Below are 13300 nucleotides of genomic sequence, written 5' to 3' on the forward strand. Positions count from 1 at the left end.
GTGTGGGGGTGCGGTGGCGCGGATGGCCCGGGAATCCGGGTGAACCGTCACGGGGTGGTGGGCAAGCCGGTGGGTTGGATCCAGCCCATCCAATGGCTAAACAAAATCAACAGAAACAGCACGATGGACAAGCCGATGCGCACCGTCAACGCCCGTGCCATGCGGCGCGAGCGTTGCGCATCCCCGCTGCTGGAGTCGCCCTTCATCATGGCCGCCAACGCGGCACCCAGCGCACCCACGATGCCCACGAAAGCGACGGCGACCAAATATTTCATGGCTGGAATTATCGAATGAAACGCGTACGGACAGGGCGTTCGCTGGGGGTGACCCTGGCAGCGGTGGTGGGCTTTGCGCTGACGGTGTCGCTGGGCGTGTGGCAGCTCGGCCGTGCCGACCAAAAGCGCACCCTGCTGGCGCAGCAGTTGGCGCAAGTCGGCCAGCCCGCCGCCGATTGGGGCGACGTGCACCGGGCGTTCGAGGCGGGGGAGCTGCCTGCCTGGCACGGGCGAGCGGTGCAGCTGCGCGGGCGTTGGGTGCCCGAGGCGACGGTGTATCTGGACAATCGGCCGATGCAAGGCCGCGCGGGCTTCATCGTCGTGACGCCGTTGATGCCCGAGGGCGGGGGGCCGGGGCTGCTGGTGCAGCGTGGCTGGGTGCCTCGCCGTGCGGACGATCGCACCGCCGTGCCACCGTTGCGCACACCCGATGGCGTGGTGACGGTCGAGGGGCGGCTCGCCCCGCCTCCCTCGCGGCTATTTCAACTGGGCCCCGATGCGGCTGGCCCGATCCGGCAGAATATCGACATCGACGCGTGGGGCGAGCAGTGGCGCTTGGTGCTGGTGCCCGCATCGGTGCAGCAGAGCGCGCCGCCCGAGTCGGCAGCGGATGGCACGCCGTTGCTGCGTGAGTGGACGGTGGTGGCGGTCGATCCCGCCAAGCACGTCGGGTACGCGGTTCAGTGGTTTGGGCTTGCCGCCCTGATTGGCGTTTTGTATGTCTGGTTCCAATTCGTCTCCCCCCGGCGCCGCGCGCGTTGACGCAGCACCCGCTGGTGCGCTCGACCAGCCCCTGACGCTGACCGTGCACAGCTTGCCGTCACCCGGGGCCGGTCTGGCCCGCGACGTGGCAGCGACGCGCCGTGGGCGCTGGAAGATGTTTTTGCTGTTTCTGGTCAGCGCGTCGCCCGTCATCGCGTCGTACTTCACGTACTATGTGATTCGCCCCGAAGGACGGCGTAACTATGGCGAACTGATCGAGCCGCAGCGGCCACTGCCCCCTATCGTGGCGGTGGACGCGCAGGGGCGCGAGGTGCCACTGACGGCGTTGATGCACCAGTGGCTGTTCATCAGCGTGGCCGACAGCGCGTGTGACGCGCAGTGCGAGCGGCACCTGTACCTGCAGCGGCAGTTGCGCGAAGGTTTGGGCAAGGACAAGGAGCGCATGGATTGGGTGTGGCTGCGCACCGGCGACCGCGCGTACCCCGAGCGGCTGCGGGCCGCCCTGCAGACGGCGACCGTGCTATGGGTCGACGAGGCGCAGCTGGCCACGTGGCTGCAGCCCGCGCCGGGGGCGCGGCTGGCCGATCACTTGTACGTGGTCGATCCGCTGGGCAACTGGATGATGCGCTTTCCGCCCAACGCGGATCCGTCGAAGATGCGGCGCGACCTGGAGCGCCTGATGCGGGCGTCGAGCTCGTGGGACCGGCCGGGGCGGCCCTGAGGTGAGTATGGAAACGTGGACCGACTGGACGCCGGTATTTCGGCTCATGATTCTGGGGCTGTTGATCGCCGCCGGGCCACTGGCGTGGGTGTGGCTGCGCGCGCGCGGGGCCAGCACGCGGCAACGACTGCGGCTGCTGAGCGCCCTGACGCTGTTTTTGACGTTCGACTTGGTGCTGTTTGGGGCATTCACCCGGCTCACCGACTCCGGCCTTGGGTGTCCAGACTGGCCGGGCTGCTACGGGGCAGTGTCGCCGATCGGCGCGCACGCGGATATTGCCGCCGCGCAGGCCGCGATGCCGACGGGGCCGGTGACGTTTTCCAAGGCGTGGATCGAGATGATCCACCGCTATCTTGCCACCTCGGTAGGGGTACTCATTCTGGTCATGGCCGTGGCCAGCCTGATCGAGCGTCGGCGCGACCCGACCGTGCCCGCGCTGTGGCCGTGGGTGTCGCTGGTGTGGGTGTGTATACAGGGCGCATTCGGGGCGCTGACGGTGACGATGAAGCTGTTCCCGGCCATCGTGACGTTGCACCTGATGGGCGGGTTGGCGCTGCTGGCCCTGCTGCGGCTGCAAACGGTGCGCTTCGGCCAGGCCGACGCGCTGACCCAGCAGGCAGGCGCGCTCGGCCCCGGCCTGCGGCTGGCGTTGTGGGGGCTGCTCGCGCTGGTGGCGCTACAGGTGGCGCTGGGGGGGTGGGTCAGCACCAATTACGCGGTGCTGGCGTGCCGCGATTTTCCGACCTGCCAGGGCAGTTGGTGGCCCGAAATGGATTTTGCGCGCGGCTTCGAGCTCTGGCGCCCACTGGGTGAATTGCGCAGCGGCGACGCGCTGCCGTTTGCCGCGCTGACCGCCATCCACTACGTACACCGGTTGTTCGCTTATGGGGTGTTGGCAGTGCTATTGGGGGTAGGCTGGGCGCTGCATCGCGCGGGCCTGACCCGGCATGCCGCGTGGTTGTGGGGGTTGGGCGCATGGCAGCTGTTGACGGGCTTGAGCAACGTGGTGCTGGAGTGGCCGCTAGTGGCGGCCGTGGCCCACACGGGCGGTGCGGCGCTGTTGGTCACGCTGCTGGCGGGGTGGCTGGCCGCGGCGTATCCGGCTCGTGCCAAACCAGCCACGGCGCCGATGACAGCCTCGGTGTGGCAGGAGGGGCGGGCATGAGCACGCCGCACACCGCCACCGGGGCGCCACTGCCGTCGACCTGGCGACAGTACTACGTGTTGATGAAGCCGCGCGTCATCCAACTGATCGTCTTTTGCGCGCTGATCGGTATGGTGCTGGCGGTGCCGGGTTGGCCCAGCGCGCAGCAGTGGGGCACGATGGCCGTGGCCTGTGTGGGGATCTGGATGGTCTCGGGCGCGGCGGCGGCGTTCAATTGCCTGATCGAGCAACACATCGACGCGCGCATGCGCCGCACCGCGTGGCGGCCCACGGCCCGGGGCGAGCTGAGCCAGCGCCAAGCGCTGGTGTTTTCGGCGCTGTTGTGCGCGGCGGGCTCGGTGCTGCTGTACGTCGCGGTCAATCCGCTGACGATGTGGCTCACGCTCGCCACCTTCGTCGGCTATGCCGTCGTCTACACCGTCATCCTCAAGCCGTTGACGCCGCAAAATATCGTCATCGGTGGTGCATCGGGCGCCATGCCCCCCGTGTTGGGGTGGGCGGCGATGACCAACACCGTCACGGCCGAGGCGCTGGTGCTGTTCCTCATCATTTTTCTGTGGACGCCGCCGCACTTTTGGGCGCTGGCGCTGTACCGGGTCGATGACTACCGCCGCTCTGGCCTGCCCATGCTGCCCGTCACGCACGGGTCCGAATTCACGCGCCTGCACATCCTGCTCTACACCCTGATCCTGTTTGCCGCCTGCTTGCTGCCGTATCTGCTGCGCATGAATGGGTGGCTGTATTTGGTGGCCGCCGTCGTGCTCAATGCCGGGTTCGTTTTCCATGCCTGGCGCCTGTGGCGCGACTACTCGGACGCGCTGGCGCGCCAGACGTTCCGCTTTTCCCTTATCCACCTGTCGCTGCTGTTTGCGGCCATGCTGGTGGACCATTACCTGATCATGATCCCATGACACGACCGACACGCGCGGATCCCCGCCCCCCATCAGAATCGCACATCGTGCCCCGGCGTGGTGCGCTTGCGCGCCTGCTTGGCGGCGCTGGGGGGGCGTTGCTGGCACTGGGGGTGGCGTGGCTCGGGGGCTGCGGCGAGCGTCCCCCAGCCTTTCACGGTATCGACCTCACCGGGGCTGACTACGCCCAGGGCTTCGATTTGCCCGATCAAAATGGCCAGCGCCGCACGCTGGCCGATTTTCGCGGCAAGGTCGTGGTGGTATTTTTTGGCTACACCCAGTGCCCGGATGTGTGCCCGACGTCGCTGGCGGAGCTGGCCGAGGCCAAACGGCTGCTCGGTGCCGATGGGGCGCGCCTGCAGGGCATTTTCATCAGCGTCGACCCCGAACGCGACACGCCCGAGTTGATGCGCGCGTACATGGCCAGTTTTGACCCCACGTTTTTGGCGCTGCGGGCCGAGCCGCAGGAGCTGTCCGCGCTGGCCAAGGCGTTCAAGGTGTACTACAAAAAAGTCGAGGGCTCGACGCCGACCAGCTACACCATGGACCACTCGGCCGGCAGCTACGTCTACGATACCCAGGGCCGCCTGCGCCTGTACCACCGCTATGGCAGCGGTGCGCAGGCGCTGGCCGATGACGTCAAACGGTTGCTGGCCGAGGGCTGACCGCACCGCGAGGCGCTGCCACGGCCAGCCCCTCAGGCAGACGCCTTGTCGGCTTCGGAAGTGAAGGCGTCGGCGTAGAACGCGTCCTCGGGCAGGCCGGCCGCCGCATAGTCGCGCCGAGCCGATTCCACCACGATGGGCGCGCCGCACGCATAGACCTCGAAGCCCGAGAGGTCTGGGTGATCGGCCAACACCGCCTGGTGCACGAAGCCGGTGCGACCCGACCAGCCGTCCTCGGGCAGGGCGTCGGATACCACGGGGACGTAGGTCAGGTTCGGCAGCGCGGCTGCTGCCTCGCGGATCCAGGCGTCTTGGTACAAGTCGTGCGGGCGACGTCCCCCCCAGTACAGCCACGTGGGCCGCACGATGCCTTTGTGCTGCATGTGCTGCACGATGGCCTTGATGGGCGCGAAGCCCGTGCCCGACGCGAGCAGGATGATCGGTTTGTCCGATGCCTCGCGCAGATAAAAGCTGCCAAACGGCCCCTCGATGCGCAGAATGTCCTTTTCTTTGAGTGCGCCGAATACATGGTCGGTAAACTTGCCGCCCGGCATGTGCCGGATGTGCAGCTCGAGGAAGGGCGTGCCCGCTTGGCTGGTGTGCGGGGCGTTGGCCATCGAGTAGGCGCGGCGCGCGCCGTCGCGCAGCAAAAATTCGACGTACTGCCCGGCGTGGTACTGAAAGGTGTCGTTGGCGGGCAGCTGCAGGCGCACGATCATCACGTCGGGGGCGGCGCGCTCGAGTTGTTGCACGCGCACTGGCAACTTTTTGACGGGGAAGGCGCCGGCTTCGGTGACTTGGCGCGACTCGATCACCACGTCGCTGTGCGCGATGGCGCAGCAGGTCAGGATCAGGCCGGCGGCTTCTTCTTCGGCGCTGAGCGCCTTGGACTGGTGCGGGCCGTGCGTGACGGTGCCGGCGAGCTTGCGGCATTTGCATGAGCCGCAGGCGCCGTCCTTGCAGCCGTAGGGCAGGCCGATACCCTGGCGAATGGCGGCAGCCAGCAGGGTTTCGCTTTCCGTCGCCGCAAAGGTGCGGCCACTGGGTTCGACGGTGATGGTAAAGGTCATACTGGAAAGGTGGCCGTAGCGGCCCAACGAGACTGAGAGATAACATCGATTGTCGCAAATGCCATGGCGCCCCAGGGGCGCATGGGGAAAGGATGCGCATGTTCCATGGATTCGGGGGAGCGCTGCCGGCGCGGTTTCGGCGCCAGCGCGTATTGATCGTGGGCTGCGGCGACGTGGGGCTGCGCAGCGCGCGCCTGCTGTCCGGGCGGGTGCGGTTGCTGGCATTGACGTCGTCGCCCGAGCGCGTGCCGCTGTTGCGCGCTGCCGGTATCACACCGCTGCGCGGGGATCTCGACGATCCGCTAACGCTGCAGCGGCTGGCGGGCTTGGCGCACCGGGTGCTGCATTTGGCGCCCCCGCCGAGCGAGGGACTGGCTGACTGGCGGCGCGACCCCCGCTCGCGTGCGCTCGCGCAGGCGCTGGCGTTGCGCCAACCGCCGGCCGTGCTCGTGTACGGATCGACCAGCGGTGTCTATGGCGACTGTGGTGGGCAGTGGGTGAGCGAAACCCGCATGCCCGCACCCGCCACCCCGCGGGCGTGGCGGCGGTTGGACGCAGAGCGCCAGTGGCGGTTTTGGGGGCGCATGACGGGCGCACGCGTGACGCTGTTGCGCATCCCGGGCATTTACGCGCCGAACCGGCCCGACGGTCCGCTGCCGCGCCTGCAGCGAGGCACCCCGGTGCTGCGGCCCGAGGACGACGTCTACACCAACCACATCCATGCCGACGACTTGGCGCGTGCTTGCGTGCGCGCGCTGTGGCGGGGTGGGCCCCAGCGTGTGATCAACGTCTGCGACAACACGCAGCTCAAAATGGGCGACTATTTCGACTTGTTGGCCGATGGGTTTGGGCTGCCGCGCCCACCGCGTGTGGCACGCGACGGCGCCGAGCAGCGGCTGCCGCTGATGCTGTTGTCGTTCATGAGCGAATCCCGCCGGTTGCGCAACGAGCGTATGGGGCGCGAGCTGGGGCTGCGGCTGCGCTACCCCACGGTGCAGGAGGGTTGGGGTTTCGTCGGTGCCTGACACGCCATAGAAAAGGCCGATCGGTTCACGATCGGCCTGAGGTGTTTGGTGCCGGAAGCCGGACTCGAACCGGCACGGTGTCGCCACCGGCAGATTTTGAATCTGCTGCGTCTACCTATTTCGCCACTCCGGCGCACAAGGCCAAAATTATGGCACAGTTCAAACCCTCAGTTGACGCCGCCTGGGCGTCAGCTCCATCCGATACGAAGCGTTCCATGGCCCCACCGTTGACGACCGATCGTTCTACCCCTTCACCGGCGCCCCGTCGCCGTGCGCTGCGGCGCTACCCCACCATCGAGGATGCAGTGGGCAACACCCCGCTGGTGGCGTTGCAGCGCATCGGTGAGCCCGACAACCGCGCCCGTGGCAACGTCGTGCTGGGTAAGCTCGAGGGCAACAACCCGGCCGGCTCGGTCAAGGATCGCCCCGCGCTGTCGATGATCCGGCGCGCCGAGGAGCGCGGCGAGATCCGCCCTGGTGACACCCTGATCGAAGCGACCAGCGGCAACACGGGCATCGCGTTGGCCATGGCGGCGGCCATCCGCGGCTACCGCATGGTGCTCATCATGCCGGAAGACTTGTCGATCGAGCGCGCGCAGACGATGAAGGCGTTTGGCGCCGAGCTCATCCTCACGCCCAAGAGCGGGGGCATGGAATATGCGCGCGATCTAGCCGACAAGCTGGAGAAGGAGGGCAAGGGCAAAGTCCTCGACCAGTTCGCCAACCCCGACAACCCGCGCATCCACTACGAAACGACGGGCCCCGAGATCTGGAGGCAGACGGGCGGGCGCATCACGCATTTCGTCAGCGCCATGGGCACCACAGGCACGATTACGGGCGTGTCGCGCTATCTGAAGGAGCAAAACCCCGCCATTCGCATCATCGGGGCGCAACCGGCTGAGGGCTCGCGCATCCCGGGCATTCGCAAGTGGCCGCCGGAATATCTGCCCAAGATCTATGACCCGTCCGGCGTCGATGAGCTGGTGTACGTCAGCCAGGCCGATGCGGAGGAGATGTGCCGACGCCTGGCGCGCGAGGAAGGGATCTTCGCCGGCGTCTCGGCCGCTGGGGCGTGTTGGGTGGCGCAACAAATCGCCCAGCGCGAGGCCAACGCCACCATCGTCTTCGTGGTGTGCGACCGCGGCGATCGCTACCTCTCGACCGGGGTATTCCCGGCATGAACGGGTTATCCCTGATGGGGTTTTTCCTGTCGAGGCGGCAAGGCGCGGGGTGCCACCGTAAAATGGCTGGCTCTAAACGGAGTTGCGATTGATGAATATCGACCGTGAAGTGGACGCGCGCGGGCTGAACTGTCCGCTGCCGATTCTCAAGGCCAAGAAAGCGCTGGCGGAGATGGCCAGCGGTCAAGTGCTCAAGGTAATTGCCACCGATGCCGGGTCGGTGCGCGACTTTCAGGCCTTTGCCAAGCAAACGGGCAACGAGCTGCTGCACCAGGAAACGATCGGGTCCGATTACGTGTCGATCCTCAAGCGTCGCTGAGTGTTCGGTGCCTGATGGCTGTGCCGGGGTATTCCACCCCGAAGCCGCTGGTACCTCCGGTCAAACGGCCCATGGACGGGCCGTTGCTTTTTTCCACTGCGCGCAACGCGCCACCGGCTGAGGCGTTCTTTTAGTCGCCCAGACGCGCGCGCTGCGCCTGCACTTTGGTCAGCGTCGCGCTGAAGTCGGCCAGGCGCTGGCGCTCCTGCTCGATGACGGCAGCCGGTGCGAGCGCGACGAACGATTCGTTGGCCAATTTGCCCTGCGCCTTGGCGATTTCGCCTTGCAGGCGAGCGATTTCTTTGTCCAGCCGGGCGCGCTCGGCCGCCACGTCGATGGCCATGAACAGGCACAGGCGGGCCTCGCCCACGACTGCCACGGGGGCGGCCTGTGCCGCCTCGGCCCACGCTGCTTCATCGGCAAAGAGGCGCACTTCGCTCAGTTTGGCCAGCGCCTGCAGCACGGCTTGCCAGCGCTGCACGAAGGCGCTCTCGCCCACGACATACAGCGGCAGCCGCTGCGCGGGTGAGACGCCCATCTCGCCGCGCAGGCGGCGGCACGCCTCCACCATCGCTTGCAGGCGGGCGACCTCGGCCTCGGCGTGCTCGTCGATGCGCTGCGGCTGCGCCTCGGGGTAGGGGGCGATGCTCACCGAGGGGCCAGCGCGTCCGGCGACGGGCGCCACCTTTTGCCACAGCTCCTCGGTGATGAAGGGGATGATGGGGTGCGCGAGCCGCAGCACGGTCTCCAGTGTGCGGATGAGCGTGCGACGGGTGGCACGCTGTTGCGCCGCGTCGCCCGTTTGCAGCTGCACCTTGGCGATTTCCAGGTACCAGTCGCAAAACTCGTCCCAGACATAGCTGTAGATGGCATTGGCCACCAGGTCGAGCCGGTAGTCGGCAAATCCCTGCGCGACGGCGGCCTCCACTCGTTGCAGGCGCGAGACGATCCAGCGATCGGCCGCGGAGAAGCTCAAATAGCCGTGGAACGGCCCGCCCGGCGCGCACTGGTCGGGCGTGTGCTCGGCCAGGCCGCAGTCGTGGCCCTCGCAGTGCATGAGCACGAAGCGCGTCGCGTTCCAGAGCTTGTTGCAGAAGTTGCGGTAGCCCTCGCAGCGCTTGCTGTCGAAGTTGATGCTGCGCCCAAGCGACGCCAACGCGGCGAAGGTAAAGCGCAGTGCATCGGCGCCGTACGCGGGAATGCCCTGCGGGAACTCTTTCTCGGTGGCGCGGCGAATGGCCGGTGCCGTCTCTGGCTTGCGCAGGCCGGTGGTGCGCTTCTCGAGCAGCGTCGGCAGGTCGATGCCATCGATCAGGTCCACGGGGTCGAGCACGTTGCCTTCGCTCTTGCTCATTTTGCGGCCCTGGGCGTCGCGCACCAGACCATGGATGTAGACGTGGCGAAACGGCACGCGCCCCGTGAAGTGGGTGGTCATCATGATCATGCGCGCCACCCAAAAGAAGATGATGTCGTAGCCCGTGACCAGCACCGTGCTGGGCAGGTAGAGGTCGTAGTCCTTGAGCGGTTGGGGATCGTCGAGGCTGTCGGGCCAGCCCAGCGTGGAAAACGGCACCAGCGCGCTGGAGTACCAGGTGTCGAGCACGTCGGGGTCGCGGCGCAGGCCCGCCTGGCGCAGTGGCTCGCGCTGCGCGGGGCTCAGGTGTGCCAGGTAGGCGTCGAACTGAGCCTGGGCGTTGGCCTCGCTGCGCGCCACATAGACGTTGCCTTCGGCGTCGTACCAGGCCGGAATCTGGTGGCCCCACCAAAGTTGGCGGCTGATACACCAATCCTGGATGTTGGCCATCCACTGGTTGAAGGTGTTGACCCAGTTCTCAGGCACGAAGCGCACCTGCCCGCTGGCGACGGCGTCGATGGCCTTTTGCGCGATGCTCTTGCCGCTGGGATCCTGCGGGCTGATCCGCGTCATGGCGACGAACCACTGGTCGGTCAGCATCGGCTCGACGATCTGGCCAGTACGCGCGCAGCGCGGCACCATCAGGCGGTGGGGGCGGGTGGCCACCAGCAGCCCGGCGGCTTGCAGGTCGGCGAGCACGCGCCGCCGCGCCTCGAAGCGATCCAGCCCCCGGTACGCGGCCGGGGCGTTGTCGTTGACCGTGGCGTCCAGGTGGAAGATGGGGATGAGCGGCAACGCGTGGCGCTGGCCCACCGCGTAGTCGTTGGGGTCGTGCGCGGGCGTGACTTTGACCACGCCAGTGCCGAAGCTGGGATCGACATAGGCGTCGGCGATGATGGGAATCTCGCGCCCGCACAGCGGCAGCTTCACGTACTGCCCCACCAGGTGGGCGTAGCGCTCGTCGTCGGGATGCACCATGACGGCGACGTCGCCCAGCAGGGTTTCGGGGCGTGTGGTGGCCACGACGAGCTGGCCTTCGCCGCTGGCCAGCGGGTAGGCGATGTGCCACAGGTGGCCGTCTTCCTCCTCGCTTTCGACCTCCAGGTCCGACACCGCGCTCATGAGCACCGGGTCCCAGTTGACCAGGCGCTTGCCGCGGTAAATCAGCCCCTGTTCGTACAGGCGCACGAAGGTCTCGGTGACCACGCGCGACAGCCGCTCGTCCATCGTGAAGTATTCACGGCTCCAGTCCACGCTGTCGCCCAGCCGGCGCATCTGCTGAGTGATGGTGTTGCCGCTCTTTTCTTTCCACTCCCACACGCGCGCGACGAAATTTTTGCGCGCCTCCTCCGGCGTGGCCCCGAGGTCGTGCCGGGTGAGCCCTTGCGCCTGCAGCTGCCGCTCGACCACGATCTGGGTGGCGATGCCGGCGTGGTCGGTGCCGGGAATCCACACCGTGTTCGCGCCGCGCATGCGGTGGTAGCGCGTCAGGCTGTCCATGATGGTCTGGTTGAACGCATGCCCCATGTGCAGCGTGCCGGTGACGTTGGGTGGCGGCAGCTGGATGGCAAACGCTGGCGCATCGGGCTGCGGTTGCCCGGTGCCGCGCCAGCCGGCACGGCCGTAGCCGCGCGCTTCCCACTCGGGGCCCCAGCGGCGCTCCACGGCGGCGGGGTCGAACGATTTGGACAGGCTCTGCAGGCCGGGTTGGGCAACGGAATCGGACATGGCGATCGACAAGGCAGATGGGAGGGCGCGCCCCACGGCGGGGCAAAAACCCTGATTGTAGAAGGCGGGGTCGATGTGACGCACGGATGACGGCGTGATTGATCCCCTCAATGAACGGCATAGACGCGAGCCGCTGGACGTCAGCGAGCCCTGAGGGTACGCTTGCTCCGTGCCGCTGACTGTGGTGGTCGGTGGCGCATTCGAGATACCACCTTACCAGGAGAGACAACCATGCCGCAACTCAAAGGTTCCAAGACCGAGCAGTGCTTGAAAGACGCCTTCGCGGGCGAATCGATGGCCAACCGCCGTTACCTGTACTTCGCCAACAAGGCCGACGTCGAGGGTCAAAACGACATCGCCGCACTGTTCCGCTCCACCGCCGAAGGCGAGACGGGCCATGCCCATGGCCATCTGGAGTTTTTGGAGCAATCGGGCGACCCGGCCACCGGTATGCCGATCGGCACCACGCGCCAGAACCTCGAGTCCGCCGTGGCCGGCGAGACGCACGAGTACACCGACATGTACCCCGGCATGGCCAAGATCGCGCGCGAGGAAGGCTTCGACGAGATCGCGGACTGGTTCGAGACGCTGGCGAAGGCCGAGCGCTCGCATGCCAACCGCTATGCCAGGGCGCTGGCCGAACTGGTCGACTGATCCGCCACCCCGGTAACCCGCGGGGCCGTCGCTGTGCGCCATCCGCCGCGGGTGGCAGGCGCCAATCCCCCGCGGGCCGGTTTTTGCACAACGAGCCGCCGGACCCACGGCGGCCCCCTTCAGGAGACACCCGCCATGGCGCGCGAAGGCAACCTCGAGCCCCCGACCCGACACCCGCTGGACTGGAAAAATCCCGAGTTCTACGACGAGGACAAGTGCTTCGCCGAACTGGAGCGCATCTTCGACATTTGCCACGGCTGTCGTCGCTGCGTGAGCCTGTGCGCGGCCTTTCCGACCCTGTTCGACCTGATCGACGAGGGCAAGACGGGCGAGCTCGACGGCGTGGACAAGGCCGACTACTGGAAAGTGGTCGACCAGTGTTACATGTGCGACCTGTGCTACATGACCAAGTGTCCGTATACGCCGCCGCACGAGTGGAACCTGGACTTTCCGCACACCATGCTGCGCGCCAAGGCGATCAAGTTTCGCCAGGGCAAGGTCAAGGCGGCCGAGAAGTTTCTGGCCTCCACCGACGTGCACGGCAGCCTGGCCGGCATCCCGATCGTGGTGCAGACGGTCAACGCCGTCAACCGCACCAAGCCCGCGCGGGCGTTGATGGAGAACGCCCTGGGCGTGCACCGCGACGCGTGGATGCCCGAGCTGGCCGCCAAGACCTTCCGCCGCGCCGCGCCCGAGTCACCGACCTCCCAGGCGATCGACGGCGAGCGCACGCCGGGCAAGGTGGCGATATTTTCGACCTGCTACGTCAACTACAACGAACCCGGCATCGGCCTGGACCTGCTACGGGTGCTGGCGCACAACGGCATTGCGTACACGCTGGTCGAGAAAGAGCGCTGCTGTGGCATGCCCAAGCTGGAGCTGGGCGATCTGCAGTCCGTGGCGGCGGCCAAGGAGGCCAACATTCCGGTGCTGGCGCGCTATGCGCGTGAGGGCTACGCGATCCTGAGCGCGGTGCCGAGCTGCACGCTGATGTTCAAACAAGAGATCCCGCTCATGTTTCCGGACGATCCCGACGTGCAGGCGGTCAAGGAAGCCATGTGGGATCCCTTCGAGTACCTGACCGCGCGCCGGCGCGACGGGCTGCTCAAAACCGACTTCCCGCGGCCACTGGGTAAGGTCAGTTATCAGATCCCCTGTCACGGCCGGGTGCAAAACATCGGCCGACGCACCGAGGAGCTGCTCAAGTCCATTCCGGGCACGCAGGTGCAGACGATCGAGCGCTGCTCGGGCCATGCCGGCACCTATGGCGTCAAGAAAGCGACGCACCCGGTCGCGATGAAAATCGGCAAGCCCGTTTTCAAGGCCATGGCGCAATGGAAGGACGGCAGTGCGCCGGATTACATCAGCTCCGATTGCCCGCTGGGCGGGCACCACATCGCGCAGGGATTCGAGGTCAACCAGTTGGGCACCCCCCAGCTGGCGCATCCGCTGACGCTGCTGGCCACCGCGTATGGGTTGAAGTGAGTCCGAGGCCCGAGACGATCCGAC

13 protein-coding genes and 1 tRNA gene are annotated in these 13300 nt (G+C 67.0%); 10 read left to right on the forward strand and 4 right to left on the reverse strand.

Annotated elements, in window-relative coordinates:
- Nucleotides 1-47: 47 nt before the first annotated feature.
- Entirely contained in the window at nucleotides 48-275 is a 228-nt protein-coding gene (locus ACPP3B_RS09235; RefSeq protein WP_299019879.1) for a twin transmembrane helix small protein, read from the reverse strand.
- 15 nt (nucleotides 276-290) lie between these two features.
- Here ACPP3B_RS09235 and ACPP3B_RS09240 point away from each other — a divergent pair, with 15 nt between their 5' ends.
- Genes ACPP3B_RS09240 through ACPP3B_RS09260 form a run of 5 tightly spaced genes read left to right on the forward strand, consistent with a single transcriptional unit; the run spans nucleotide 291 to nucleotide 4460 of the window.
- Entirely contained in the window at nucleotides 291-1037 is a 747-nt protein-coding gene (locus ACPP3B_RS09240; protein ID WP_424858793.1) for an SURF1 family protein, read from the forward strand.
- Entirely contained in the window at nucleotides 994-1719 is a 726-nt protein-coding gene (locus ACPP3B_RS09245) for an SCO family protein (protein ID WP_299019870.1), read from the forward strand. Before ACPP3B_RS09240 ends, ACPP3B_RS09245 begins: the two co-directional genes overlap by 44 nt.
- 7 nt (nucleotides 1720-1726) lie before the next feature.
- Nucleotides 1727-2884, forward strand: a complete 1158-nt coding sequence (locus ACPP3B_RS09250) for a COX15/CtaA family protein (RefSeq protein ID WP_424858794.1) — start codon at nucleotides 1727-1729, stop codon at nucleotides 2882-2884.
- Entirely contained in the window at nucleotides 2881-3795 is a 915-nt protein-coding gene (gene cyoE / locus ACPP3B_RS09255) for a heme o synthase (protein WP_299019865.1), read from the forward strand. Before ACPP3B_RS09250 ends, cyoE begins: the two co-directional genes overlap by 4 nt.
- A gap of 47 nt (nucleotides 3796-3842) precedes the next feature.
- Nucleotides 3843-4460, forward strand: coding sequence for an SCO family protein (locus ACPP3B_RS09260; protein ID WP_424858795.1), 618 nt, complete (start codon nucleotides 3843-3845; stop codon nucleotides 4458-4460).
- Between the two features lie 32 nt (nucleotides 4461-4492).
- On the opposite strand, the gene ACPP3B_RS09265 is transcribed toward ACPP3B_RS09260, so the two are convergent.
- A complete protein-coding gene (locus ACPP3B_RS09265) occupies nucleotides 4493-5530 on the reverse strand; it encodes a CDP-6-deoxy-delta-3,4-glucoseen reductase (protein WP_299019861.1) in 1038 nt (345 codons plus the stop codon).
- A gap of 98 nt (nucleotides 5531-5628) precedes the next feature.
- Between ACPP3B_RS09265 and ACPP3B_RS09270 the strand changes: the two genes are divergently transcribed.
- Complete coding sequence (locus tag ACPP3B_RS09270; protein ID WP_299019859.1) at nucleotides 5629-6555, forward strand: SDR family oxidoreductase; 927 nt, start codon at nucleotides 5629-5631, stop codon at nucleotides 6553-6555.
- Nucleotides 6556-6601: 46 nt separating this feature from the next.
- On the opposite strand, the gene ACPP3B_RS09275 is transcribed toward ACPP3B_RS09270, so the two are convergent.
- Nucleotides 6602-6688, reverse strand: a tRNA-Leu gene (locus ACPP3B_RS09275).
- Between the two features lie 142 nt (nucleotides 6689-6830).
- Here ACPP3B_RS09275 and cysM point away from each other — a divergent pair.
- On the forward strand, nucleotides 6831-7736 hold the full coding sequence (gene cysM, locus ACPP3B_RS09280; protein WP_424860174.1) for a cysteine synthase CysM: 906 nt from the start codon (nucleotides 6831-6833) through the stop codon (nucleotides 7734-7736).
- A 91-nt stretch (nucleotides 7737-7827) separates the two neighbouring features.
- On the forward strand, nucleotides 7828-8055 hold the full coding sequence (locus ACPP3B_RS09285; RefSeq protein ID WP_424858796.1) for a sulfurtransferase TusA family protein: 228 nt from the start codon (nucleotides 7828-7830) through the stop codon (nucleotides 8053-8055).
- A gap of 130 nt (nucleotides 8056-8185) precedes the next feature.
- Here ACPP3B_RS09285 and ACPP3B_RS09290 read toward each other — a convergent pair whose 3' ends face one another.
- The gene (locus ACPP3B_RS09290; protein ID WP_424858797.1) at nucleotides 8186-11137 is read right to left on the reverse strand and encodes a valine--tRNA ligase; all 2952 of its coding nucleotides are present in this window, start codon (nucleotides 11135-11137) and stop codon (nucleotides 8186-8188) included.
- Nucleotides 11138-11368: 231 nt separating this feature from the next.
- On the opposite strand from ACPP3B_RS09290, the gene ACPP3B_RS09295 reads away from it, so the two are divergent.
- Both ACPP3B_RS09295 and ACPP3B_RS09300 read left to right on the forward strand, forming a co-directional pair.
- A complete protein-coding gene (locus ACPP3B_RS09295) occupies nucleotides 11369-11791 on the forward strand; it encodes a rubrerythrin family protein (RefSeq protein WP_299019851.1) in 423 nt (140 codons plus the stop codon).
- Nucleotides 11792-11926: 135 nt separating this feature from the next.
- Complete coding sequence (locus ACPP3B_RS09300; protein WP_424858798.1) at nucleotides 11927-13276, forward strand: heterodisulfide reductase-related iron-sulfur binding cluster; 1350 nt, start codon at nucleotides 11927-11929, stop codon at nucleotides 13274-13276.
- Nucleotides 13277-13300: the final 24 nt, after the last annotated feature.

Origin of the sequence: Tepidimonas sp. HKU77, from assembly GCF_049728535.1 — a bacterium.
GTDB lineage: Bacteria > Pseudomonadota > Gammaproteobacteria > Burkholderiales > Burkholderiaceae_C > Tepidimonas.

Excerpts from the sequence above, each read along its gene's own strand:
- ACPP3B_RS09235 (WP_299019879.1), bottom strand. The coding sequence starts at position 275 with ATGAAATATTTGGTCGCCGTCGCTTTCGTGGGCATCGTGGGTGCGCTG.
- ACPP3B_RS09240 (WP_424858793.1), top strand. The coding sequence starts at position 291 with ATGAAACGCGTACGGACAGGGCGTTCGCTGGGGGTGACCCTGGCAGCG.
- ACPP3B_RS09245 (WP_299019870.1), top strand. The coding sequence starts at position 994 with ATGTCTGGTTCCAATTCGTCTCCCCCCGGCGCCGCGCGCGTTGACGCA.
- ACPP3B_RS09250 (WP_424858794.1), top strand. The coding sequence starts at position 1,727 with ATGGAAACGTGGACCGACTGGACGCCGGTATTTCGGCTCATGATTCTG.
- cyoE (WP_299019865.1), top strand. The coding sequence starts at position 2,881 with ATGAGCACGCCGCACACCGCCACCGGGGCGCCACTGCCGTCGACCTGG.
- ACPP3B_RS09265 (WP_299019861.1), bottom strand. The coding sequence starts at position 5,530 with ATGACCTTTACCATCACCGTCGAACCCAGTGGCCGCACCTTTGCGGCG.
- ACPP3B_RS09270 (WP_299019859.1), top strand. The coding sequence starts at position 5,629 with ATGTTCCATGGATTCGGGGGAGCGCTGCCGGCGCGGTTTCGGCGCCAG.
- ACPP3B_RS09285 (WP_424858796.1), top strand. The coding sequence starts at position 7,828 with ATGAATATCGACCGTGAAGTGGACGCGCGCGGGCTGAACTGTCCGCTG.
- ACPP3B_RS09290 (WP_424858797.1), bottom strand. The coding sequence starts at position 11,137 with ATGTCCGATTCCGTTGCCCAACCCGGCCTGCAGAGCCTGTCCAAATCG.
- ACPP3B_RS09295 (WP_299019851.1), top strand. The coding sequence starts at position 11,369 with ATGCCGCAACTCAAAGGTTCCAAGACCGAGCAGTGCTTGAAAGACGCC.
- ACPP3B_RS09300 (WP_424858798.1), top strand. The coding sequence starts at position 11,927 with ATGGCGCGCGAAGGCAACCTCGAGCCCCCGACCCGACACCCGCTGGAC.